Source organism: Micromonospora sp. RHAY321 (genome assembly GCF_023896955.1).
Taxonomy (GTDB): Bacteria; Actinomycetota; Actinomycetes; order Mycobacteriales; family Micromonosporaceae; genus Micromonospora.
This window is the reverse complement of record NZ_JAMHIW010000003.1, coordinates 425,109-448,375: the sequence shown is the minus strand read 5'-3', so window position 1 is coordinate 448,375 and position 23,267 is coordinate 425,109. Positions and strand designations below refer to the sequence as shown.

General features: G+C 72.0%; 21 protein-coding genes. 16 read left to right on the top strand and 5 right to left on the bottom strand.

Translation table 11 applies throughout. The features are described 5' to 3' along the window. Nucleotides 1–3 precede the first annotated feature (3 nt). The 3 genes from M8C17_RS10190 (at nt 4) to M8C17_RS10180 (ending at nt 1,105) form a co-directional block, all read left to right on the top strand. Entirely contained in the window at nt 4–171 is a 168-nt protein-coding gene (locus M8C17_RS10190) for a DUF4244 domain-containing protein (protein ID WP_081883916.1), read from the top strand. A 128-nt stretch (nt 172–299) separates the two neighbouring features. Continuing rightward, a complete protein-coding gene (locus M8C17_RS10185) occupies nt 300–617 on the top strand; it encodes a TadE family type IV pilus minor pilin (protein WP_252416346.1) in 318 nt (105 codons plus the stop codon). Between the two features lie 140 nt (nt 618–757). Continuing rightward, nucleotides 758–1,105, top strand: coding sequence for an Rv3654c family TadE-like protein (locus M8C17_RS10180; RefSeq protein WP_252416345.1), 348 nt, complete (start codon nt 758–760; stop codon nt 1,103–1,105). A 142-nt stretch (nt 1,106–1,247) separates the two neighbouring features. On the opposite strand, the gene M8C17_RS10175 is transcribed toward M8C17_RS10180, so the two are convergent. The 3 genes from M8C17_RS10175 to M8C17_RS10165 form a co-directional block, all read right to left on the bottom strand. Then, complete coding sequence (locus tag M8C17_RS10175) at nt 1,248–1,826, bottom strand: hypothetical protein (protein ID WP_252416153.1); 579 nt, start codon at nt 1,824–1,826, stop codon at nt 1,248–1,250. Between the two features lie 122 nt (nt 1,827–1,948). Next, nucleotides 1,949–2,152, bottom strand: a complete 204-nt coding sequence (locus M8C17_RS10170; protein ID WP_252416152.1) for a hypothetical protein — start codon at nt 2,150–2,152, stop codon at nt 1,949–1,951. Nucleotides 2,153–2,247: 95 nt separating this feature from the next. Then, on the bottom strand, nt 2,248–4,632 hold the full coding sequence (locus tag M8C17_RS10165) for a DEAD/DEAH box helicase (RefSeq protein WP_256482473.1): 2,385 nt from the start codon (nt 4,630–4,632) through the stop codon (nt 2,248–2,250). A gap of 188 nt (nt 4,633–4,820) precedes the next feature. On the opposite strand from M8C17_RS10165, the gene M8C17_RS10160 reads away from it, so the two are divergent. The 10 genes from M8C17_RS10160 (at nt 4,821) to M8C17_RS10115 (ending at nt 16,096) form a co-directional block, all read left to right on the top strand. Beyond that, nucleotides 4,821–5,177, top strand: a complete 357-nt coding sequence (locus M8C17_RS10160) for an STAS domain-containing protein (protein ID WP_252416150.1) — start codon at nt 4,821–4,823, stop codon at nt 5,175–5,177. Then, nucleotides 5,174–5,611: an ATP-binding protein gene (locus tag M8C17_RS10155; RefSeq protein WP_252416149.1), complete on the top strand. Its 438-nt coding sequence runs from the start codon at nt 5,174–5,176 to the stop codon at nt 5,609–5,611. The genes M8C17_RS10160 and M8C17_RS10155 overlap by 4 nt, the downstream gene beginning before the upstream one ends. A 316-nt stretch (nt 5,612–5,927) precedes the next feature. Beyond that, nucleotides 5,928–8,276, top strand: coding sequence for a sodium-translocating pyrophosphatase (locus tag M8C17_RS10150; RefSeq protein ID WP_252416148.1), 2,349 nt, complete (start codon nt 5,928–5,930; stop codon nt 8,274–8,276). A gap of 116 nt (nt 8,277–8,392) precedes the next feature. Next, a complete protein-coding gene (locus M8C17_RS10145) occupies nt 8,393–8,935 on the top strand; it encodes a hypothetical protein (protein WP_252416147.1) in 543 nt (180 codons plus the stop codon). Continuing rightward, nucleotides 8,926–9,660 carry a hypothetical protein gene (locus M8C17_RS10140; RefSeq protein ID WP_252416146.1) on the top strand — a complete coding sequence of 245 codons (735 nt, stop codon included), beginning with the start codon at nt 8,926–8,928 and terminating at the stop codon, nt 9,658–9,660. Before M8C17_RS10145 ends, M8C17_RS10140 begins: the two co-directional genes overlap by 10 nt. A gap of 372 nt (nt 9,661–10,032) precedes the next feature. After that, on the top strand, nt 10,033–12,873 hold the full coding sequence (gene topA, locus M8C17_RS10135; protein ID WP_252416145.1) for a type I DNA topoisomerase: 2,841 nt from the start codon (nt 10,033–10,035) through the stop codon (nt 12,871–12,873). Between the two features lie 200 nt (nt 12,874–13,073). Next, entirely contained in the window at nt 13,074–13,697 is a 624-nt protein-coding gene (locus M8C17_RS10130) for a TetR/AcrR family transcriptional regulator (RefSeq protein ID WP_256482369.1), read from the top strand. A gap of 6 nt (nt 13,698–13,703) precedes the next feature. Beyond that, entirely contained in the window at nt 13,704–14,003 is a 300-nt protein-coding gene (locus tag M8C17_RS10125) for a hypothetical protein (protein WP_252416143.1), read from the top strand. Then, a complete protein-coding gene (locus M8C17_RS10120; protein ID WP_252416142.1) occupies nt 14,003–14,983 on the top strand; it encodes an NADPH:quinone reductase in 981 nt (326 codons plus the stop codon). The genes M8C17_RS10125 and M8C17_RS10120 overlap by 1 nt, the downstream gene beginning before the upstream one ends. A gap of 120 nt (nt 14,984–15,103) precedes the next feature. Next, nucleotides 15,104–16,096: a GDSL-type esterase/lipase family protein gene (locus tag M8C17_RS10115; RefSeq protein WP_252416344.1), complete on the top strand. Its 993-nt coding sequence runs from the start codon at nt 15,104–15,106 to the stop codon at nt 16,094–16,096. 15 nt (nt 16,097–16,111) lie between these two features. Here M8C17_RS10115 and M8C17_RS10110 read toward each other — a convergent pair whose 3' ends face one another. Next, the gene (locus M8C17_RS10110; RefSeq protein WP_252416141.1) at nt 16,112–17,428 is read right to left on the bottom strand and encodes a D-arabinono-1,4-lactone oxidase; all 1,317 of its coding nucleotides are present in this window, start codon (nt 17,426–17,428) and stop codon (nt 16,112–16,114) included. A gap of 226 nt (nt 17,429–17,654) precedes the next feature. Between M8C17_RS10110 and M8C17_RS10105 the strand changes: the two genes are divergently transcribed. Continuing rightward, nucleotides 17,655–18,254 (top strand): TetR/AcrR family transcriptional regulator, encoded by a 600-nt coding sequence (locus M8C17_RS10105; protein ID WP_252416343.1) that lies wholly within the window; start codon nt 17,655–17,657, stop codon nt 18,252–18,254. Between the two features lie 51 nt (nt 18,255–18,305). Here M8C17_RS10105 and M8C17_RS10100 read toward each other — a convergent pair whose 3' ends face one another. After that, on the bottom strand, nt 18,306–19,514 hold the full coding sequence (locus tag M8C17_RS10100; protein WP_252416140.1) for an amino acid deaminase/aldolase: 1,209 nt from the start codon (nt 19,512–19,514) through the stop codon (nt 18,306–18,308). A gap of 317 nt (nt 19,515–19,831) precedes the next feature. Between M8C17_RS10100 and tmk the strand changes: the two genes are divergently transcribed. Together tmk and M8C17_RS10090 are read left to right on the top strand one after the other, a co-directional pair. Beyond that, complete coding sequence (gene tmk / locus M8C17_RS10095) at nt 19,832–21,922, top strand: dTMP kinase (protein ID WP_308209408.1); 2,091 nt, start codon at nt 19,832–19,834, stop codon at nt 21,920–21,922. Continuing rightward, complete coding sequence (locus M8C17_RS10090) at nt 21,922–23,175, top strand: DNA polymerase III subunit delta' (protein ID WP_252416139.1); 1,254 nt, start codon at nt 21,922–21,924, stop codon at nt 23,173–23,175. The genes tmk and M8C17_RS10090 overlap by 1 nt, the downstream gene beginning before the upstream one ends. The last annotated feature ends 92 nt before the right edge of the window (nt 23,176–23,267 follow it).

Here is a 23,267-nt window from a genome sequence, read left to right as displayed (position 1 = left end):
GCCATGCGTAAACTCATCGCCCGCCTGCGCGGTGATGCCGGAATGAACACGGCGGAGTACGCCGTCGGCACTCTCGCCGCCGTCGCCTTCGCCGGGATCCTGCTGAAGGTGTTGACCTCCGGCAACGTCCAGTCAGCTCTGACCGCCGTCATCGACCGGGCGCTCAAGTGATCCGGCGCCGGCAGGCTGGCCGCGATCGGGGGACCGGCACCGCCGGGTGGCCGACCGGTGGCGGGCGGAGGGTCCGCGTCGTCGTCGACCGGCCGGGCGACGGCGACCGGGGGTCCTTCACCGCCGAACTGGCGGCCGGCCTGCCGGCGCTGCTCCTGCTCCTGCTCGCCGGCCTGACCGCCGTCACGGCCGTCAGCACCCAGGCTAGTTGCCTGCACGCCGCGCGGGAGGCGGCGCTGGCCGCCGCTCGGGGCGCGGACGGCAGCACCGGCGGCCCGGGTGCGGCGCCGCCGGGGGCGGAGGTGTCGGTGTCGATCGAGGGCGACCGGGTGCGGGCGACCGTACGGGCGCCGGTGCGTGCGCTCGGCGGTCGGCTACCGCGCATGACCGTGGAGGCCACCGCCGTCGCGGCTGTCGAACCCGGGGCCGGGGAGGTGGACCGGTGAACCGATGCCCGGTCGTTCCGGAGCACCAGACCCCGACCGGCTCGCCGCACCTCCGCCAACAGCGACAGCACGCGGACCACCTGGAGATCGACCGGTCGCACGAGGAGAAGTCGGACGCCGAGCGGCCCGGAGTCGAGCAGTTGCCCCGCGATCGGGGTGGTGCAACCGTTCTTCTGCTGGCGCTGGGGCTGGTCTTCGTGCTGGTGGGCACGTTCGGCGCTGCCGTCACCGCGACCGCGATGGCGGCTCAACGGGCGGCGGTGGCAGCCGACCTTGGTGCTCTGGCCGGCGCAGGCAGGGCGTTCGACGGCGACACGGCCGCCTGCGCGTTCGCCGCCGACATCGCCGGTCGCAACGGCGGACGTCTCGCGGACTGTCGTCTCGACGGGCTCGACGTGCTGGTGACCGTCGAGGTGACAGTCACGCCCCTACCCGGTCTGACCCGTGTCGCGGCGTCCACGGCCCGCGCCGGACCGGTGCGCGCCTGACTGGCTCGACCACTGCCGGGCGATCAGCCGATCCGGTCGGCACCTGATCCGGCGGCTGGCAGCCGGATGGCCGGGACACGGACCGGCGGGCCCGTGTCCCGGCCAGCGGCCGAGCGCAGAGTGGCCCGGTGGGCCGGGTGCGTCAGCGGGCCTGGAGCGCGTCGAGGGCGACGGCCATCGCGATGACCAGGCGGCGGTCGATCTGCGGGTTGTGCACCTCGACGACGTACTTGTCGCGCAGGCCCCACTTCTTCACCACGGAGAAGACGGTCTGGCCGTCGGCGACGAAGTCGAAGTGGTACGGCAGCCAGGACAGCGAGTCGACGAACCGGCGCAGCAGCGCCACCGGCAGGCTGCGCTCCTGGCCCGTCACCTGCGGCAGGCCGGCCTGCTCGACGTGCCAGGTGGAGCGGAGCAGCGACTGGGCGAAGTCCTTGCGGAACAGGCCGATCGGGTTGCCGGCCGCGTCGGTGACGTCGTACGTGGCGCCGAGGTCGATGCGCTGGCGGGCCTTGAAGCCGAGCAGGGGCTGCTGCTTGGAGTCGTCGGTGTAGATCGTCACCTGCTCCTTGAAGGCGAGCCGCTTCTGCTGTGCGAAAGCCAGCAGCTCACCCTCGGTGCCGTCCGGGGCGACCGCCCGGACCTCGTACTGGTTGACCATCATCCGGAGTCGCTGGCGGATGTGGAACTGCCGCAGGGTCTGCAAGTTGTCGAGCTGCATCTGGTCTCCTCAGGGGAATGATGCGCCGGAGTCTCGCACAGCCTTGCGACCACCGCCGGCCCGCGTCCCCCGGCGCCCCCACCAGCGAAAGATCCACCCGGTTTGATCGGTACCCGTGGAGGTCAGCGACCGTCGACGGTGGCGCGCAGCGCCCAGCCGTTGAGGACCTGATGGATCCCGCGCAGCCGTTCGTTGATCTGCTCCAGCCGTTCCGCCTGGGCCAGGGCGGCCAGCGCGGAACCGAGCGCGATCTGCTGGTCGAGGGTGAGTTTCTCCTGGTCGATGGTGTAGAGCAGGTCGACGGTCTCGGCGATGGTGTCGGCCACGGCTCCTCCTCGGTGCGTGAGTGAACGGCGAGACATGCATCAATGGAAGCGCTCCCACGCTATTCCCCGTGCGGCACCGGATCATGCAACCAGGCTCAGGCCGGCAGGTTCGCCAGCACCACGTCGAGCACCCGGATCGCGTCCGGCTTGGAGAGCGGGTTGTTGCCGTTGCCGCACTTCGGCGACTGCACGCAGGACGGGCAGCCGGTCTCGCAGCCGCACTCCGCGATCGCGTCCCGGGTGGCCCGCAGCCACGCCGACGCCGTCCCGTACGCCCGCTCGGCGAAGCCGGCGCCTCCCGGGTGCCCGTCGTAGACGAAGACGGTCGGCGCCTCGGTGTCCGGGTGTACCGCGGTGGAGAGCCCACCGATGTCCCACCGGTCGCAGGTGGCCATCAGCGGCAGCAGGCCGATCGCGGCGTGCTCGGCGGCGTGCAGCGCACCCGGTACGTCCGCGGCCTGCACGCCGGCGGCGGCCAGCGACTGTGGTGACAGGGTGAACCAGACCGCGACGGTGCGCAGCTCCCGGGTGGGCAGGTCGAGCGGCCGGGTGTCGATCACCTCGCCGGTGGCGATGCGGCGCCGCTGGTAGGACACCACCTGACTGGTCACGTCGACCTCGCCGAGGAACATGCCGACGGGCCCGGCGTCCACGTAGGAGCGCACCGACACCACGGACAGGTCGGTGACGTCCCGGGCGTGGGTGGACCAGTCCGGCTCCTCGACGTGCACCAGCGCGCACCCGTCGGCGAGGTCGAGCTCGTCGACCACGTACGAGACGCCCTGGTGCAGGTAGACCGCGCCGGCGTGGAGCAGGAAGTGCGACGAGCCGCCGTCCACGGTGCCGAGCAGCCGGCCGGTGGAGGCCTCCACCACGCAGACCGGGGCGCCGCCCTCGCCGCGCAGGTCGACCTCGGGGCGCTCCCGGTGCCGCCAGTACCAGCCGGTGGGCCGCTGCCGCAGCGCACCGGCCGCCACCAGCTCGTCGACAGCCTCCTTGGCCCCGTCGCCGAAGAGTGCCAGGTCGGCCGGGGTGAGCGGGGCCTCGACCGCGGCGCAGGCGAGCTGCGGGGCCAGCACGTACGGGTTGGCCGGGTCGAGCACCGTCGCCTCCACCGGCGCACCGAAGATCGCCTCCGGGTGGTGCACCAGGTAGGTGTCCAGCGGGTCGTCCCGGGCCACCAGCACCGCGAGGGCCTCCTGTCCGGAGCGCCCGGCGCGGCCCGCCTGCTGCCAGAGCGACGCCCGGGTACCCGGGTAGCCGCAGATCAGCACCGCGTCGAGCCCGATGAGGTCGACGCCCAGCTCCAGGGCGTTGGTGGAGGCCAGGCCGAGCAAATCGCCGTGCAGCAGAGCGCGCTCCAGCTCGCGGCGCTCCTCGCGCAGGTAGCCGCCCCGGTACGCGGCGACCCGGTCGCCGAGCCCTGGCACCGCGTCGTCCAGCGCCCGGCGTGCGTTGGCCGCCACCACCTCGGCGCCCTTGCGGGAGCGGACGAACGCGAGCGTGCGTACCCCCTCGGCGACCGTGTCGGCGAGCAGGTCCGCGGTCTCCCGCAGGGCCGACCGGCGGACCTGGACGAGGTCCGCCGTCTCGTCGTGCCCGCCCGTCGGCTGCGGTGGGGGGAACGAGGAAGCCGCCCCCGAGTCGGGCGGGAGCAGCGGTGGTTCCCAGAGCGCGAAGGTCACCCCGCCGCGCGGTGAGGCGTCCTCGGTGACCGCGGTCACCGGCAGGCCGGTCAGGCGGCCGGCCGCGGTCGCCGGGTCGCCGGAGGTCGCCGAGGCGAGCACGAACACCGGGGTGGCCCCGAACCGGGCGCACTGGCGGCGTAGCCGGCGCAGCACGTGCGCCACGTGCGAGCCGAAGACCCCCCGGTAGGTGTGGCACTCGTCGATGACCACGTACGCCAGGCGGCGCAGGAACCCGGACCACTGGGCGTGCCCGGGCAGGATGCCGTGGTGCAGCATGTCCGGATTGGTCAGCACGAACCGGGAGTGCCGGCGGATCCACTCCCGCTCGGCGCGCGGAGTGTCCCCGTCGTAGCAGGCCGGGCGTACCCCCTCCAGCTCCAGTGCGGCGACGGCGCGCAGCTGGTCGGCGGCGAGCGCCTTGGTCGGCGCCAGGTAGAGCACCGTGGCACGGGGGTCGGCGAGCAGGGTGGCCAGCGCCGGGAGCTGGTACGCGAGCGACTTGCCCGACGCGGTGCCGGTGGCGACCACCACGTGCCCGCCGTCGTACGCCAGGTTGGCCGCCTCGGCCTGGTGCTGCCAGGGCGCGACCACGCCGCGGCGGGCGAACGCCGTGCGCAGCTCCGCCGGTGCCCACGTCGGCCAGGGCGCGGGCACCCCGGCGCGGGCCGGCACCCGCTCGACGTGGGTGACCGGGTCGCCGGCGCCCCGGGCGCGCAGCCGGCGCAGCAGGTCGACCGGCGTTGGCCCGGTGCCTGGGTCTGCGGATACGGTGGCCAGGGACGACGGCTCCAGGTCGTGGCCCGGCGACAGGCGCGCCGAGCTGAAGCGGTCGTCAGTCACGTCCTGCACTCTCGCACTGGTGTTCGGAGATGAAAAGTCGGGCCCGGGGGTAAAGGGAAGGCTCCGCCGGTGACCGCAGGGTGTCCCGGCGGTAGTGGTTAGATGCCCAGGAGAGTTTACGGCTCTGGCGAGGAGGACCGATGGAGCTGTCGCTGGCGACCCGCACCGTGGGCGAGCACACGGTGCTCGAGGTCGGCGGTGAGGTGGACGTCTACACCGCGCCCCGGCTCCGCGAACGGCTCCTCGAACTGATCGACGGTGGCGCCCGACACGTGGTGGTCGACCTCGGTCGGGTGGACTTCCTCGACTCCACCGGGCTGGGCGTGCTGGTCGGCGCGCTCAAGCGGCTGCGTACGGCCGGCGGCTCGTTCGCCCTGGTCTGCGACAAGGAGCCCCTGCTGAAGATCTTCCGGATCACCGCGCTGGACCAGGTGTTCCCGCTGCACCCCACGGTCGATGCTGCCGTCGGCGCGGAGCCGAGCGGCGCCAGCGCGTGATGGCGACGGTCCGGCTCTCCTTCTCCCCGGCACCGGTGCACGTGCGCACCGCCAGGCTGGTCGGTGTCGCCGTCGCCCGGCGCGCCGGGGTCCGGGAGGACCTGCTGGATGAGGTTCGCCTGGCCATCGGCGAGGCGTGCACCCGGGCGGTGGCACTGCACCGCCAGTACGGCCTGGCCGACCCGGTGCTGGTGGAGATGTCCGACTCGGGGTCGTACTCGGTGCGGGTGGTGGATCGCGCGCCGATCGAGGCGGGCATCGGGCTGGCGGCCCTGCCGCCGGACGAGCTGGCCAACGAGTCGCTCACCGACGAGGCGCTGACCACGGGTGTCGGCTTCGCGCTGCTCGCCGGTTTCGTCGAGGACCTTCAGGTGCGTCCGGTCGACGAGGGCATCGGCACCGAGGTGCGGATGGTGTGGCCGGTCGGCCGCTGACCCGTTCCCGTTCCACAGGCCGCATCCCGCCGGGGATGCGGCCTTCTTGCATGGACCGGGCCCTATATCAGATTTCGTTTCATAACACAGCGACGAAGATCATCGAGACACGGTGCCACCTCGGTGTGACCTCCGACACTGTGGAGGGCTACAGTACCCGGGTTGTCAGCAAGTGATCCATCCCGCAGCCAGCGGGTATGGGTGGTCATCGCTGGTCCGCTGGAGTGGGTTGGCGCGCGCTTGCGAGTCCGCATTTCAGGCGCCGGTGGGTGCGTCTCCACTGACCGGCGCGCGTGTTCGGTACAGGAGGACACAGATGTCCGAGACCTTGGCCGCCGACAGCGGCGGGCTATCCCTAACCGGGGCCAATGCCAGGTACGTCATCATCGCCGCGGTCATCGCGCTGGTGGCGCTCGCCTTTGCCGCCGCCCTGACCAAGGCGGTGCTGGCGGCCGGTAAGGGCACCACCAACATGCAGGAGATCTCCGGCGCGGTCCAGGAGGGCGCCTCGGCGTACCTGCTGCGGCAGTTCCGCACCCTGGCGATCTTCGTGGTGATCGCGGTGATCCTGCTCTTCCTGCTGCCGGTGCATGACACCGACGGCAGCGAGACCGCGGTGAAGCTCGGCCGGTCGGCGTTCTTCGTGGTGGGTGCGCTGTTCAGCGCGTTCATCGGCGGCGCCGGCATGTGGCTGGCCACCCGGGCCAACCTGCGGGTGGCCGCCGCCGCACGGGAGCGCGTGGGCGGCCGCGAGGCAGCCATGAAGATCGCCTTCCGGACCGGCGGCGTGGTCGGCTTCCTCACCGTGGGCCTCGGCCTCTTCGGCGCCGCGCTCGTCGTCCTGGTCTACCGGGGCGACGCGCCGACCGTGCTGGAGGGCTTCGGCTTCGGTGCCGCGCTGCTCGCGATGTTCATGCGGGTCGGTGGCGGCATCTTCACCAAGGCCGCCGACGTCGGCGCCGACCTGGTCGGCAAGGTCGAGCAGGGCATCCCCGAGGACGACCCGCGCAACGCCGCCACCATCGCCGACAACGTGGGCGACAACGTCGGTGACTGCGCCGGCATGGCGGCCGACCTGTTCGAGTCGTACGCGGTCACGCTTGTCGCCGCCCTCATCCTCGGTCGCGCCGCGTTCGGCGAGGACGGCCTGGTCTTCCCGCTGATCATCTCCACCATCGGCGTGCTGGTCGCGATCTTCGGAGTCTTCATCACCCGGCTGCGCGCGTCCGACCGCAACGCCCTGACCGCGATCAACCGGGCCTTCTACATCTCGGCGGTGCTCTCCGCGGTGCTGGTGGCGATCGCCGCCTACGCCTACCTGCCGGGGACCTTCGCCGAGCTGGAGGGTGGGCTCACCGACGTCGACCGCAACCCGCGGCTCGTGGCCATCGGCGCGGTCGTGATCGGCATCGTGCTGGCCGCGGCGATCCAGGCACTGACCGGCTACTTCACCGAGACCAACCGGCGCCCGGTGCAGGACATCGGCAAGAGCTCGCAGACCGGTGCGGCCACGGTCATCCTGGCCGGCATCAGCATCGGCCTGGAGTCCGCCGTCTACTCGGCGCTGCTGATCGGCGCCGGTGTCTTCGGCGCGTTCCTGCTCGGCGGCAGCTCCATCACGCTGTCGCTGTTCGCGGTGGCGCTGGCCGGTACCGGCCTGCTCACCACGGTCGGCGTGATCGTCGCGATGGACACCTTCGGGCCCATCTCCGACAACGCCCAGGGCATCGCCGAGATGTCCGGTGACATCGACGAGCACGGCGCCCGCACGCTCACCGAGCTGGACGCGGTCGGCAACACCACCAAGGCGATCACCAAGGGCATCGCGATCGCCACGGCGGTGCTCGCCGCGACCGCGCTGTTCGGGTCGTACACCGACTCGCTCCGCACCGCGTACGCGGACGCGGGCGTGGGCGACGTCGGCAGCGAGATCCTCAACTCGCTGAACGTGGCCAACCCGCGCAACCTGGTCGGCCTGATCATCGGCGCGGCGGTGGTCTTCCTCTTCTCCGGGCTGGCCATCAACGCGGTGTCCCGCTCGGCCGGCGCCGTGGTGATGGAGGTCCGCCGGCAGTTCCGTGAGCTGCCCGGCATCATGGACCGCACCCAGCGCCCGGAGTACGGCAAGGTCGTGGACATCTGCACCCGGGACGCGCAGCGCGAGCTGATGACCCCGGGCCTGCTCGCCATCCTGGCGCCGATCGCGGTCGGGTTCGGCCTCGGGCCGGGTGCGCTCGCGGCGTACCTGGCCGGTGCGATCGGGGCCGGCACGCTGATGGCGGTCTTCCTGGCCAACTCCGGTGGTGCCTGGGACAACGCCAAGAAGCTGGTGGAGGACGGCGCGTACGGGGGCAAGGGCTCCGAGGCGCACGCCGCGACGGTCATCGGCGACACCGTCGGTGACCCGTTCAAGGACACCGCCGGCCCGGCCATCAACCCGCTGCTCAAGGTGATGAACCTGGTCTCGCTGCTGATCGCCCCCGCCGTGGTGGCGTTCAGCATCGGCGACGACCGGAACACCCCCGTGCGGGTGGCCATCGCGGTGGTGGCCACGCTGATCATCGCGGCGTCCGTGGTGTTCAGCAAGCGCAAGGGCATCGCGATGGACGACTCCGACACCGGTGCGGGCAGCACGGACCACCGGCCGGAGACGGTCAACGCCTGATCGTTCCCGGCACCGGGTCCCCGGTCGGCGTGCCGCGCCGACCGGGGACTCTCGGGTCCTTCTCCGGGCCGTCCTGACCGATGCCACACCCGGCCGGAGGTCGTACGCTGCAACGCATGCGTACGTGCCGGGCGTCAGCCGCCGGAAAGTTCACGGTGGTCCTGGCCACGTTCGTCGTCGTGCTCTCCGGCTGCGGTGGTGGCCCCAGCCCGCGAGCCTGGGCGGCCTCGGTCTGCGGTGCGCTCACCCCGTGGCGGTCGGAGATCAGCAAGTTGACCAGCAGCACCGACGAGCAGATGACCGCGCAGACCACCCCGGCGCAGGCCAAGGAGAACCTGGTGCGGCTCTTCGGTGGGGCGGAGCAGGCCAGCGAGACCGCGCGCCGCAAGGTGGAGCAGGCCGGCATCCCGGAGACGGACAACGGCGAGGCCATCTCCGCCGGTTTCCGCAGCTCTCTGGGAAAGATGCGGGACGCGTACGGCCGGGCCCGGGACACCATCGACGGGTTGGGCACCAGCGAGCCGACCGCCTTCTACGACGGGGTGCGCGCCGCGGTGGAGACCCTCAAGAAGGAGTACGACGCCAGCGCCCTGGACACCAGCCAGCTCAACTCCGAGGAGCTGAAACAAGCCTTCGACGAGGTGCCGGAGTGTCGCTGAGCGGGTTCGGCGACACCGGAGCGGCTCAGCCGCCGCCGGCGCTGTTCCCGGCCCCCGAGCCCGAGGCGCCAGCACCCGGCTCGGTGCGACGGCGATCCGGAGCGGGCGTGCCGTCCTCCCCGCCCCCGCAGACCGACGACGCGGGGCGGCAACTGGTCTTCTTCGGCGCGGAGGCGGCCGAACCGACGGTCGCCGACCTGGCCGGACTGCTCGCCGGTCCGGGCGAGGTGGTGCGGATGGGTGGCACCGCCCGCCTCTCGGTGCGGGTGGACGCCGCCTGGCGGGTGCACGTGCTCGTCGCCGAGCTGGCGCTGCGCGGGCTCGCGGCGAGCTGGGAGCCGACCGGGGACGAGCGACACGCCGTCCGTACCTCGTACACCCGGGTTCTGAAGCCGCTCGCGGTCGCCTGGCTGCACGGCACGGCGAAGCGCCCACCGGCCACCTTCCACCTCACCGGCCGGCGGCTGCGGCTCTGGCTCGCCGCCGCCGGGACGCCGGAGCCCTCCGGCGGCTTCCTGCTCAGGCTCGGCGAGGGCGACCGGGAGTGCTGGGAACCGATCGGTGCGGCACTCGCCGCCGCCGGCCTGGAAGGCACGATGACCGGCCCGGACGACGGCGGCCCGGGCTATCTGATCAGCGGCCGGCGCCGGTTGGGTCGGCTCGCCGAGCTGGTCGGGGAGCCGCCGCGAGCGGCGCCGGCCGACGCCTGGCCGACCCGACCCTGACCGAGGCGTGAACCGGTCATTCCGCCCAGAATGCGGCGCGAGCCGGGGTGGGCGCCGCGTGTCCGGTGCCGGACAGCCGGCGGGGCGATACAGGCGGAAAACGGGCGGGTCGGACCTCGGCCGAGAGTCCGCCATCGTCACAGTGACCCGCTTCGAGCCCTACACACGGTGTACGGTGGCGCCGTCCGGCAGTGCCGAGCGCGGCGGGGCGGGAGTTGACCGCCTCGCCGGAGCGGTTTGCGGCCCGCGAAACCCGAAACGCGGGCGGCGCGTTACGTTGGACATCCGGACCGCCGGTGCGACGGCGGGGTCGAAAGCGGTCGCTGTCCGGGCGCCGGAAGGCCACGAGCAGGAGTGAGGTCGGGGAGAGACGTGCCGAGCGAAGCTGGAACCACCCGTCTGGTCATCGTCGAGTCACCGGCGAAGGCCAAGACGATCTCGGGCTACCTTGGCCCGGGGTACGTCGTGGAGGCCAGCTTCGGTCACGTCCGCGACCTGCCGCGCAACGCCGCCGACGTGCCGGCCAAGTACAAGAAGGAGCCCTGGGCCCGGCTCGGGGTGGACGTGGACAACGGCTTCCACGCGCTCTACGTCGTCTCCGCCGACCGTAAGCAGCAGATCAGCAAGCTGGTGAAGCTGGCCAAGGAGGTCGACGAGATCTTCCTGGCGACGGATGAGGACCGCGAGGGCGAGGCGATCGCCTGGCACCTGGTGGAGACCCTCAAGCCCAAGGTGCCGGTCAAGCGGATGGTGTTCCACGAGATCACCAAACCGGCGATCCAGGCGGCGGTGGCCAACCCCCGGGAGATCGACCGCGACCTCGTCGACGCCCAGGAGGCCCGACGGATCCTCGACCGGCTCTACGGCTACGAGGTCTCCCCGGTGCTGTGGAAGAAGGTCATGCCGAGGCTCTCGGCTGGCCGGGTGCAGTCCGTGGCGACCCGGATCGTGGTCGAGCGGGAGCGGCAGCGGATGGCCTTCCGCACCGCCGAGTACTGGGACATCCTGGCCACCCTCGCCGTGGCGAACGCCGGCGAGGGGCCGCGCGCGTTCAACGCCACTCTCATCGCGCTGAACGGCGACCGCATCGCCACCGGCAAGGACTTCGAGCCGACCACCGGCAAGGTGAAGCCCGGCGCTGGCGTCGTGCACCTCGACGAGAGTGGCGCCCGTGGCCTGGCGGCCCGCCTCGACGGGCGGCCGTTCACCGTCACCCGCGTCGAGGAGAAGCCCTACCGTCGCCGCCCGTACGCGCCGTTCATCACCTCGACGCTCCAGCAGGAGGCGGCCCGCAAGCTGCGCCTGTCGTCGCAGCAGACGATGCGCACCGCGCAGCGGCTGTACGAGAACGGCTACATCACCTACATGCGTACCGACTCGGTCAACCTGTCGGAGACCGCCATCTCGGCGGCCCGCCGGCAGATCGTCGAGCTGTACGGCGAGCGCAGCGTGCCGCCGGAGCCGCGCCGATACACCGGCAAGGTGAAGAACGCGCAGGAGGCGCACGAGGCGATCCGTCCGGCGGGGGACAACTTCCGTACCCCCGGCGAGGTCGCCAAGGAGCTGTCCGCCGAGGAGTTCAAGCTCTACGAGCTGATCTGGCGCCGGACCATCGCCTCGCAGATGACCGACGCGGTCGGCTCCAGCGTCTCGGTGCGCATCCGCGCGGTCTCCACCTCCCAGGAGGAAGCCGACTTCGGCGCCACCGGCAAGACCATCACCGACCCGGGCTTCCTGCGCGCCTACGTCGAGTCCAGCGACGACGAGAACGCCGAGGCCGAGGACGCCGAGCGCCGGCTGCCCACCCTGGTCAAGGACCAGCCGCTGACCGCCGACGAGCTGGCCGCCCAGGGTCACCACACCCAGCCGCCGTCGCGATACACCGAAGCGTCGCTGGTCAAGGCCCTGGAGGAGCTGGGCATCGGCCGCCCGTCCACCTACGCGTCGATCATGCAGACGATCCAGGACCGGGGGTACGTCACCAAGCGCGGCCAGGCGATGATCCCCACCTTCCTGGCCTTCGCGGTGATCGGGCTGATGGAGCGGCACTACCCCCGCCTGATCGACTACGACTTCACCGCCACGATGGAGAACGAGCTGGACGAGATCGCCGGCGGTGACCACGCCGCGGTCGACTTCCTCACCGCGTTCTACTTCGGCAGCTCCAACGGTGCCGGTGACCAGGACATCGCCCGCTCCGGTGGGCTCAAGAAGCTGGTCACCGAGAACCTCAGCGACATCGACGCCCGCAGCGTCAACTCCATCCCGCTCTTCACCGACGAGGACGGCCGCGAGGTCGTCGTCCGGGTCGGCCGGTACGGGCCGTACCTCCAGCGCGAGCTGCCCGGTGGCGAGCAGCCGACGCCGGCTCCCTCGGGCGAGGGCGAGGAGGGCGGTGCCCAGGGCGACCGGGCTCCGATCCCCGAGGGCCTGGCCCCGGACGAGCTGACCCCGGAGAAGGTGCACGAGCTGTTCCTCGGCGGCAGCGGCGAGCGCAAGCTCGGCGACGACCCCGCCACCGGCGAGCCGATCGTGCTCAAGTCCGGCCGGTTCGGCCCGTACGTGTCCAGCGGCGAGCGGAAGTCGTCCCTGCTGCGCTCGCAGACACCGGACTCGCTGACCCTCGAGGAGGCGCTCCGGCTGCTCAGCCTGCCCCGGCTGGTCGGCGTCGCGCCCGACGGCGTCGAGGTGTTCGCCAACAACGGCCGCTACGGTCCGTACGTCAAGCGCGGCGAGGAGTTCCGTTCGCTGGAGTCCGAGGAGCAGATGTTCACCGTCGGCCTCGACGAGGCGCTGGCTCTGCTGGCCGCCCCGAAGACCCGCGGACGGCGGGCGGCGGCGCCCCCGCTGCGGGAGATGGGCGTCGACCCGGCGACCGAGAAGCCGCTGGTGATCAAGGACGGCCGGTTCGGCCCGTACGTCACCGACGGGGAGTTCAACGCGTCTCTGCGGCGCGGGCAGACCCCGGAGGCGCTGAGCATCGAGGAAGCCTCGGAGATGCTGGCCGAGAAGCGGGCCAAGGGTCCGGCGCCGAAGAAGAAGGCGGCGGCGAAGAAGGCTCCGGCGAAGAAGGCAGCGGCCACCAAGAAGACGGCCGCTGCCAGCAAGTCCACCGCCGCGAAGAAGACCACCACCGCCAAGGCCACCACCGCGGCCAAGAAGACCCCGGCCAAGAAGGCGGCCCCCCGCAAGGCGGCCACCAGCACCGAGTAACCCCTGCGCTACGAGATCTTGGAGAAAACGGCCCCTACGGGGGCCGTTTTCGTGTCTGGTGTCTCCCATCACAGTGCAGGGGAAAATCTTTCGGCCGGATCGGTACGGTCGTACCGTATGGTCATGCCGGTGAACCACGTGTGGGACCCGCGAGACATGTACCGCTGGAACGACAACGTCCTGCCCCCGCGTATGACGCCATGGTGATTCGGAAAAGGCGTGCGGGTGGGGCGAAACGGACGGCCGTTCTCGAAGCGGTGGCAGGTGTGCTCGCTGCCCGCGGATACGAGAACACACGGTTCGCGGACGTGTCCGCTGCCGGCGGCGTCGCGATCAGCACCCTGCAGACCTACTTTGGCTCCCGCGAGGACATGATCATCGAGGCCATGCAGGTCTTCACCGACCAGGAAGTGGATGCCCTGCAAGCGGCGTCCGCCGCCGAAGCCGATCCGTGGCGACGGTTGGTCGCGCTGGTGGACCGGAGTCTGCACAACTCGGAGAGCACGCGGCAGGTCCTCGTCGAATTCTGGCGATCCGCCATGCGCGACGACGAACTCCGCGACTACAGCGCGGAAGTGCAGATGCGTTACCGGGCGCCTTTTCTGGCCGCCGTACGGGAAGGCGCTGAGCGGGGCGAGTTCAAGCTGGCCCACGACGCCGAAGCCGTGACGGATCTCCTGCTTTCGGCGCTGGCCGGTCTGATCGTCTCTCGCGTCCAGCGCCATCCCACGCCGTCGCCCGCGGAGTTCCGCGAGGTCCTGCTGACCCAGCTCAGGCTGATGCTGGGCGTCAAGGGCTCAGGGCCTATTACCCGAACGGATTGAGGAACGATGACCACCGTCGAAATCACTCGTTTCCGCGTGCTCCCGGCACGCGCCGATGCCCTGCTGGCCGCGCGGCCGGAGATGCTGCGCGACTTCCAGACCGATCGCGCCGGCTTCCTCGGCGCGCGACTGGTCCGGCTGACGGCCGACGAATGGCTGGACATCGTCTTCTGGGGCTCGTCCGAGAATTTCGCCGAATCCCGGCGACGGGGCGCGGACCGGCCCGGCATCCAGGCGTTCTTCTCCCTGATCGATGAGGTGGTCAGCGTCGAGGAGGGCACCACGACCGAACCGGTAGGTGCCTGATGCGCGCGGCGTGGTACGACCGGCAGGGCCCGGCGCGCGAGGTGCTCCAGGTCGGTGAGTTGCCCGATCCGTGGCCGGGTGAGGGCGAGGTCCGGGTCCGGGTGTCGGTCTCCGGGATTCACGTCGGCGACCTGGGTAAACGGCAGGGCTGGTGGGGCTCCACCATGATGTTTCCCCGGGTCGTCCCGCACGGTGACGGTGCCGGGATGATCGACGCGGTCGGGCTGGGCGTCGATCCGTCCCGGATCGGCGAAAGGGTCTGGATCTACCTCGCCCAGTCGTACCGCCCGTTCGGCACGGCCGCCGAATACACCGTGGTGCCCGCCCGGCACGCCGTGACGCTGCCCGCCGGCGTGCCGTACGAGCAGGCGGCCGGACTCGGCATCCCGGGCATCACCGCCCACCGGGCGATCTTCGCCGACGGACCGGTGGCCGGCCAGCGGGTTGTCGTCACCGGAGCCCTCGGTGCGGTCGGCCGGGCCGCGTTGGCGGTGGCCCGCCGGGGCGACGCCATCGTGATCGCGACGGTACGCAAGGCAGACCAGATCGCAGATGCGCTGGCCGCGGGCGCGCACCACGCGGTCGACACCGCCGGTGGCGATGTGGCCGCCCGGATCCTCGAATACACCGGTGGGGAACCGATCGACCGGGTGGCCGAGCTGGCCTTCGACGTCAACGTGGCGACCGATCTGGAAATCCTCCGCACCGGTGGTGTGATCGCCACCTACGCGACCGGTGCGGCTGAGCCACGCATCCCGTACTGGCCGCTCGGCTTCAAGAACATCACCGTCCGGTTCCTCAGCAACGACGACTTCCCGGAGCAGGCGAACGAGACCGCCGCGACCGAACTGACAGCCGCGCTGGTCGGCGGTGACCTGCGCTACCCGATCGCCGCCCGGTTGCCGTTGGCGGACATCGCACGGGCACACGAACTGGTCGAGCAGGGCTCAGCCAGCGGCCGGATCGTCCTGGACATCTGAGGGGCCTGGAACATGATCTGGACGGCCGGTTTCCGTACCGCAGTGATCAGCCCGTACGAGCAGCTCCAGTTCAGCGAACCCCGTGGCTTCGTCGACCAGACCGTTCGTCAGGTGCTGCACATGGCCGGCGGTGGGGAAGCCTTCCGTCTGCGCCTGACGAACCGCTACGGCCGCACCCCGTTGGCCATCCAGGCCGCGACGGTCGCCGTCGGTCACCGGCAGGCCGTCCTCTCCTTCGATGGCGCCGAGCACTGCGTCATCCCTGCGGGCGAAGAGTGCTTCTCCGACCCGGTCGACCTCCCGGTCGCCGCCGGCACGGACCTGGTCGTGAGCCTCTACCTCCCGGAGAGGACCGGTCTGGCCACCCATTCCCATCGGCCCGCGGAAGTCGCTCGGATCGCCGACGGCAACCACGTCACGTCTCCCGTACTCCCGTGGACGGAGCAGGTCGAAGCCCGGTACTACATCTCGGGTGTCGACGTGCCCGCCCCGCAGGACACCGTGATCGCAGCGGCCTTCGGCGACTCCTGGTTCGAAGGAGTCGGCACCACGACCAGCGCGAACCATCGCTCCGTCGACTTTCTCAACCGGCGCCTGAAGCGAGGATGGGTCGTCAACCAGGGCATCGCTGGAAACCGCCTCCTGCGTGACGGGGTCGGCGAACACGCGCTGGCGCGATTCGACCGCGATGTTCTCTCGATACCCGCCCTGACCCACGTTCTGGTCCACTTCGGCATCAACGACCTCGGTCTTCCCGGCGTGCTCGGCGAACCGCCCACCACCGCCAGCGCCCTCATCGAAGGCTTCAGCGCTCTGGCTGGCCGCGCCCACCGCGCCGGGCTGAAGATCCTCGCCGCCACCATTGGTCCCTTCGCGGGCGCCGGTCCCGGGATCAGCACGCCGGAGGGCCTCGCCACCCGACGTGAGGTGAACGACTGGATCCGCACGACCGACGCCTTCGACTCTGTCGTCGATGTGGCCCGAACTGTCGCCGATCCTCACGCCCCCGACCACATCCACCCCGCGCTGGACAGCGGCGACGGTATGCACCTGAACGACAAGGGCGCCGAAGCCATGGCCGACGCAGTCAACCTGGACGACCTCGCGCTCTAGCGCCGACAGGTGCCGTCAGGCGCCGAGGACGTGGGTCAGGTGAGGGCTGGTGAAGACACGGTTCGGGTCCAGGCGGTCGCGGACGGCCTGGAAGTCGGCGAAGCGCGGGTACGCCGTGGCCAGCGAGGCGGCGTCGCGGTAGTGCAACTTGCCCCAGTGCGGGCGGCCACCCAGCCCGGCGGCGACCCTTTCGAAGGCCCGGAAGTACGGCTCGTACGGCATGCCGACGTACTGGTGCACCGCGATGTACGCGGAGTCCCGGCCGTAGCCGTGGGACAGCCAGATGTCGTCGGCGGCGGTGAACCGCACCTCGACCGGGAAGAGCACCTTGAACGGCAGCCCGCCGACGATCCGTTGGAGCGCGGCCAGTGCCTCGGGTAGCGCCTCGCGGGGCAGGCCGTACTCCATCTCGACGAAGCGGACCCGGCGTGGGGTGCAGAACACCCGGTCGGAGCGCCCGGTGTAGCGGCGTTCGGTGAGCGCCCGGGCGGAGACCGCGCTGATTCCCGGGGCCAGCGTCGGTACGGCCCGACCGAGCCGGCAGGCGCTCGCGAAGACGGTGTTGGCGAGGAAGTCGTCGTCGAGCCAGCCGCGCCACCGGGGCAGTGGCCGGTCGTTGGCGGGTACCCGGTCGTTGGTCTTGACCTGCACGCGCGCGGTGTAGGGGAACCAGTAGAACTCGGCGTGGTCGTGGCCGCCGATCAGGGTGGGCAGGTCGGCGAGCACGTCGGCCAGCGCGGCCGGGCGTTCGTGGGCGTGCAGCACGAAGGCGTCGACGCAGCGCAGGGTCACCTCGACCAGCACGCCGAGCGCGCCGAGCGACACCCGGGCGGCGGCGAAGACGTCCGGGTGCTCGTCGGCGGAGCAGCGCAGCACCTCTCCGGTGCCGGTGACCAGGGTGATCGCTTCGACGAAGGTGGACAGGCAGCCGTAGGCGACGCCGGTGCCGTGGGTGCCCGTGGAGATCGCCCCGGCCACCGTCTGGGCGTCGATGTCGCCGAGGTTGGGCAGGGCGAGGCGGTGCCGGGCGAGCAGGCCGTTGAGCGCCCGTAGGGTCATTCCCGCCGGTACGGTGACGAGCCGGTTCTCGACGTCGACGCTGACGGTGGTGGTCAACTCCGACAGGTCCATCCGCCGGTCGTCGGCGAGTGCGACGGCGGTGAAGGAGTGGCCGCTGCCGGTCACCCGGATCCGACCGCCCTCGGCCACGGCGGCGTTGACGGCCTCGGCGACGTCGGCTGGCGAGCCGGGGCGCAGGATGGTGGTGGCGCTGCCACGCTGGTTACCGGCCCAGTTGGACCAGCGGGCGGTGACCGGTGCGGTGCCGACCATGCGCGCTCCTCAGAGATGAATATGAACTGACTTCATATCAGGAACGTTGTACCTGGTAAATACCGCAATCCCGGCCCGCTCGTTGTACCGGTAGTCACGGACTCGTGACGTGCAGATATGTTCATCCGTCGAAGGGGGGTGGCACCGAGTGTCCACACCAGCCGCCACGACCGGGCCGCTGCGCCGCGTACCGGTGCAGGGTCGAAGTGTCGCGCGGGTACAGCGCATGTTGGATGCCTGCGCCGAACTCGTCGACGAGGTGGGGTACGAGGGGCTGACCACAACCCTGCTCGCCGAGCGTGCCGAGGTGGCGATCGGGTCGGTCTACCAGTTCTTCCCGGACAAGCGGGCGATCGTGCAGGCGTTGACTCTGCGCACAATGGAGTCCTACCTCCAGCGGCTCGACGAGCGGTTCGCCTCCGACGAGATGACCCACTGGTGGGACGGCGTCGACGCGGGCATCGATGAGTACATCACGATGCACCGCACCGTCCCCGGTTTCCGTACCTTGCACTTCGGCGACGTGGTCGACCTGCACCTGCTGGACGAGCAGCGCGACAACAACGGCGTGATCGCCGACCAGTTGGCCCGGGTGCTCACCGAGCGTTTCGGGCTGACCGACGTGCCGAAGCTGCGCTTCGTCCTGGAGATCGCCGTGGAGGCGGCCGACGCGCTGATCAAGCTCGCGTTCCGCCGGAGGTCCGACGGCGACGAGCGGGTGCTGCTCGAGGCGAAGGCGCTGATCCGGGAGTACCTGCACCGCCAGGTCGACGGCCCGGAGAGCGACCGGTACACCGCCGAGCAGCCGGCGACCCAGCCGGCCTGACCCGCCCGCGCCGGGCCCGGCCGGGGGCCGGCACGGCCCGGCGGGGTGGCGTCAGAGGAAGGCCCGGCCCTCCCCGCGGTAGGTGGGCGTGGTCGCCACGACCGCGTCCCCCTCGACCAGGTGCAGCTCGTTGACCCGCTCGCACAGCTCACCGGCCTTCGCGTGCCGGAACCACACCCGGTCGCCGATACGCAGGGTGGCCGCCGCCGCGCCGGAGAGCGGGGTCTGCACCTCGCCGGCCCCCTCGGTGCCGACCAGCTTCAGGCCGGCCGGCAGCCAGGGGCGGGGGAGTCGGCTGTCGGCCGCCGGGCCGGAGGCGATCCAGCCCCCGCCGAGCACGGTTGCCAGCTCCGGGGTCGGCCGGCGGACCACCGTGCAGGCGAAGAACGCCGCCGGGGTGGGGCGCCAGGCGCGGTAGGCGTCGAACAGCGTCGGCCCGTACAGGCCCGATCCCGCGGTGACCTCGGTGACCGCGGGATCGGCGCTGGTCGCGGCCACGCTGCCGGTACCGCCGCCGTTGACGAACTCCAGGTCGGCGTGCTCGCGGACCGCGGCGACCGCCGCGCCCCGGCGGGCCAGCAGCTCACGGTACGACCCGCGCTGGGCCAGCCGGATCGCGCCGGCCAGCAATGTCTGCCCCGGAGGCGCGTCGCCCAGGCCGGCGATCTGCGCCTCGTACGACATGAGGCCGACCAGCCGGAAGCCGGCCCGACCGGCGACGGTGGCGGCGAGAGCGCCGGCCGCCCGCGCGCTGTGCACCGGCGAGCGGCGGACGCCGACGTGCACCCGCCCACGCAGTGGTCGCCAGGAGGCGTCCAGGTCCAGGCAGACGCGCAGCTCGGCGCGCTGCCCGGCGGGCCGTACGGCGTCGATCAGGTCGAGCTGCCCGGTGCCGTCGATCATGAGGGTGATCGCGGCGGCCAGTGTGGGGTCGGCGGCCAGTTCGGCGACGGCGGCCCGGTCCGCGCTCGGGTACGCGACCAGCACGTCGTCGCTCACGCCGGCGCGGACCAGCCAGATCGCCTCGGGCAGGGTGAACGCCATCACGCCGTGCCACCCGGGTCGGGCGAGCGCCCGGCTGATCAGCTCCCGGCTGCGGACCGACTTGCTGGCCAGCCGGACCGGTTTGCCGGCGGCGCGGTCGGCCAGGGCGGCCGCGTTGGCGTCGAAGGCGGTGAGATCAACCACCGCGTACGGCGGGTCGAGGTGGGCGGTCGCCCGATCCAGGCGCTCGCGAAGTTTGTCGCTTTCGATAGCCACGTGTGCACGCTAACTGTCCGACGATGAATGCGAAATACCCTCGCGTACGTCCGGGCTGCGGCCGGTGCCTCCGGCGGCCTAGGCTCAGCGAGCAGGAGAATGTCGCCGGTGGGGCGGCCCCCCACCGGGTCTAGAGTGTTCCACCGGGGGTGCCCAGCGATGGGCCGGCACGTGGAGGTACGGCCATCGAAAGCCAGAACAGCGGCGAGTCGCGCGGCGTGTCGCGCTCGGGCGATCAGCCCGGCAACGCCGCCAACCAGCCCAGCGGTGCCCAGGTCGATCCGTCCGGCTACGCCGCGATCCGCTCGGTCCTGCGGATCCGGCCGTTCCGGCGGCTCTGGATCGTGCTCGGCGCCGCTTCCTTCGGCGACTGGCTCGGCCTGCTGGCGACCTCGGTCTTCGCGGCCTCACAGGTGCAGGGCAACACCGCCAAGGGCGCGGCCTTCGGTGGCGTCATCGCCATCCGGCTGCTCCCCGCCCTGGTGCTCGGCCCGGTCGCCGGCGTGCTCGCCGACCGGTTCGACCGCCGCTGGACGATGGTCATCTGCGATCTGCTCCGTTTCGTCCTGTTCGCCTCGATCCCGATGGTGGCGCTGGCCGGCGCCAGCGGTGCGGTCGTGGTCGGGTGGGCGACCCTCGCCACGTTCCTGATCGAGTCGATCACGCTGATCTGGATTCCGGCCAAGGAAGCGGCCGTCCCCAACCTGATCCCGCGCGCCCGGCTGGAGGCGGCCAACCAGCTCACGCTGATCACCACCTACGGCCTGACCCCGGTGCTCGCCGCGCTGGTCAGCGCCGTCCTGGACCGCAGCGTCCGGGGCGTGACCGGCGGCAACTTCCCGAACTGGGCCGAACCGGCCCAGCTGGCGCTCTGGTTCAACTCCTTCTCCCGGCTGGCCACCGCTCTGGTCGTCGCGTTCGGCATCAAGGAGATCAGCCAGGGGCAGACCGCCGAGGGCGAGCGGCACGAGCAGAGCATGCTGCGCCAGTTCAAGGAGGGCTGGCAGTTCATCGGCCAGACCCCGCTGGTGCGCGGGCTGGTGCTCGGCATCCTGGGTGCGTTCGCCGGCGGCGGCATCGTGATCGGCACGGCGAAGTTCTTCGCCAGCTCGCTGGGCGCCGGTGACGCGGCGTTCTCGCTGCTCTTCGGCGCGATCTTCGTTGGCTTGGCGCTCGGCATCGGCCTCGGTCCGATGATCGTCAAGGACATGTCCCGGCGCCGCTGGTTCGGCATGAGCATCGTGCTGGCCAGCGCCGCCGTGATGACCCTCGCCTTCGCCATCCACCTGTCCATGGCGATCGTCGGCGCGGTGCTGGTCGGCGCTGGAGCCGGGATGGCCTTCCTGGCCGGCACCACCCTGCTCGGCGGCGAGATCAGGGACGAGGTTCGCGGCCGGGTCTTCGCCGTGGTGCAGATCGGCACCCGGCTGGTGCTGATCCTCGCCATCGCGCTGAGCAGCCTGCTCGCCGGCGTCGGCGGCTCCCGCAAGCTGGAGATCGCCGACCTGGGTCTGTCCATCTCGTCGACCCGGCTGCTGCTGTTGGCCGCCGGAGCCGCCGGCATCTTCGCCGGGATCAGCGCCTTCGGCCAGATGGACGACAAGAAGGGCGTCCCGGTCCTCGCCGACCTCTGGGGCTCCATCCGGGGTCGTCCGCTGATGCCGGCCGAGCCGTTCGTCTCCAACGGGCTCTTCGTGGTCTTCGAGGGTGGCGAGGGCGCTGGCAAGTCCACCCAGCTCACCGCGCTCGCCGAGAGGCTGCGCGGTCAGGGGCGCGACGTCGTGGTCACCCGCGAGCCGGGGGCCACCGCCGTCGGCCAGCGGATCCGGTCGCTGGTGCTGGACACCTCCGGCGACGAGGCGCCCTCCCCGCGTGCCGAGGCGCTGCTGTACGCCGCCGACCGGGCGCACCACGTGGCCGCCGTGGTCCGGCCCGCGCTGACCCGCGGCGGAGTGGTGATCAGCGACCGGTACGTCGACTCGTCGCTGGCGTACCAGGGTGCGGGGCGGACACTCCCGGTCGACGAGGTCTCCTGGCTCTCCTCCTGGGCCACCGGCGGGCTCAAGCCCGACCTGGTGGTGCTGCTGGACGTCGAGCCGCAGACCGGCCTGTCCCGGGTCGCGTCGCGCAGCGAGAGTGCCGACCGGCTGGAGGCCGAGTCGGTCGACTTCCACGAGCGCGTCCGGTACGCCTTTCTCGACCTCGCCGCCGCCGACCCGAAGCGCTACCTGGTGCTCGACGCGTCCCGACCGGTCGAGGAGATCACCGGTCAGGTGGTCCGTCGGGTCGAGGAGATGCTCGGCAAGCCGGGTGGCATCGTGCACCCCCGTCCTGCCCAGGGCCCGGACACCTCGGTCCAGCCCGAGTTATCCGACGCGGAGCTGGTGACGATGGAGCATCGGACCTGATGCCGGACGTCTTCGCCGACCTGGTCGGCCAGGACGAGGCGGTGGACGAGCTGCGTCGGGCAGCCGCCGCCGCGGCGGTCGTGCTGCGCGCCGGCGCGGCCGATCGGGCACCCGCGCTGATCGCCGCCGGCCCGACCGGCAGTGCCGCACCCGACGGGGTCGATCCGTCCGCCGGGATGACCCACGCCTGGATCTTCACCGGGCCACCCGGCTCCGGTCGCTCGGTCGCCGCGCGGGCCTTCGCCGCGGCCCTGCAGTGCGTGCACGGCACCGGCTGCGGCGAGTGCCCCGGCTGCCACACCACGATGGGCGGCACCCACGCCGACGTCCGGATGGTCGTGCCGGAGGGGCTCTCCATCGGCGTCGGCGAGATGCGTGCGCTGGTGCTCCGCGCGGCCAGCACCCCGTCGGGCGGGCGCTGGCAGGTGGTGGTCATCGAGGACGCCGACCGGCTGACCGAGGCGGCCGGCAACGCGCTGCTCAAGGCGATCGAGGAGCCTCCTCCGCGTACCGTCTTCCTGCTCTGCGCCCCGTCCACCCACCCCGACGACGTCTCGGTGACCATCCGGTCGCGCTGCCGGGTCGTACCCCTGCGGCAGCCGCCGGCCACGGCGGTGGCCGAGGTGCTGGTCCGTCGGGACGGTGTCGCGCCCGACGTCGCCCAGTGGGCGGCGGCGGCCGCGCAGGGGCACGTGGGTCGGGCCCGCCGGCTCGCCCGCGACCCGGAGGCCCGCAAGCGACGCGAGGCAGTGCTCGCCGTGCCGCGCCGGCTGACCGGCGTCGGCGCGGCGTTCGACGCGGCGTCCGCGCTGATCGAGGCGGCCGAGGCGGAGGCCGAGGCGTCGGTCGCCGAGGCCGACACGGCCGAGCGGGCGGCGCTGGAGACCGCGCTCGGCGCGGGCGGCACCGGCCGGGGCGCGGCCGGCGCGATCCGTGGCGCCGCCGGGCAGCTCAAGGAGCTGGAGAAGCGGCAGAAGTCGCGGGCCACCCGGGCCCAGCGGGACGCGCTGGACCGCGCGCTGGTCGACCTCGCCGGCTTCTACCGGGACGCGCTCACCATGGCGCTGCGGGCCCCCGTCGCCCCGGTGCACACCGACACCGCGGCGCTGGCCGGTGCCGGGGCGCAGAAGTGGGACGCGGAGGGGTCGCTGCGCCGGCTGGAAGCCGTGCTCGCCTGCCGGGCCGCGATCGAGGCGAACGTCAAGCCGCGGATCGCGGTCGAGGCGATGATGCTCGCCCTCTGGAAGGGCTGACCCGCGGCTTTCGACCCGTGGTCCCACCCCCGGGGACCGGTCATCCACAGGCATCGACACGCGCGATTGCTGTGCGGTACGGTCCGGTGTGC

Bases quoted from the DNA above. Each gene is read 5' to 3' on its own strand.
- M8C17_RS10190 (WP_081883916.1), top strand. From the start codon at position 4: ATGCGTAAACTCATCGCCCGCCTGCGCGGTGATGCCGGAATGAACACG.
- M8C17_RS10175 (WP_252416153.1), bottom strand. From the start codon at position 1,826: ATGCAGCTCGACAACTTGCAGACCCTGCGGCAGTTCCACATCCGCCAG.
- M8C17_RS10160 (WP_252416150.1), top strand. From the start codon at position 4,821: ATGGAGCTGTCGCTGGCGACCCGCACCGTGGGCGAGCACACGGTGCTC.
- M8C17_RS10150 (WP_252416148.1), top strand. From the start codon at position 5,928: ATGTCCGAGACCTTGGCCGCCGACAGCGGCGGGCTATCCCTAACCGGG.
- M8C17_RS10145 (WP_252416147.1), top strand. From the start codon at position 8,393: ATGCGTACGTGCCGGGCGTCAGCCGCCGGAAAGTTCACGGTGGTCCTG.
- M8C17_RS10130 (WP_256482369.1), top strand. From the start codon at position 13,074: ATGGTGATTCGGAAAAGGCGTGCGGGTGGGGCGAAACGGACGGCCGTT.
- M8C17_RS10125 (WP_252416143.1), top strand. From the start codon at position 13,704: ATGACCACCGTCGAAATCACTCGTTTCCGCGTGCTCCCGGCACGCGCC.
- M8C17_RS10120 (WP_252416142.1), top strand. From the start codon at position 14,003: ATGCGCGCGGCGTGGTACGACCGGCAGGGCCCGGCGCGCGAGGTGCTC.
- M8C17_RS10115 (WP_252416344.1), top strand. From the start codon at position 15,104: ATGGCCGGCGGTGGGGAAGCCTTCCGTCTGCGCCTGACGAACCGCTAC.
- M8C17_RS10110 (WP_252416141.1), bottom strand. From the start codon at position 17,428: ATGGTCGGCACCGCACCGGTCACCGCCCGCTGGTCCAACTGGGCCGGT.
- M8C17_RS10105 (WP_252416343.1), top strand. From the start codon at position 17,655: ATGTTGGATGCCTGCGCCGAACTCGTCGACGAGGTGGGGTACGAGGGG.
- M8C17_RS10090 (WP_252416139.1), top strand. From the start codon at position 21,922: ATGCCGGACGTCTTCGCCGACCTGGTCGGCCAGGACGAGGCGGTGGAC.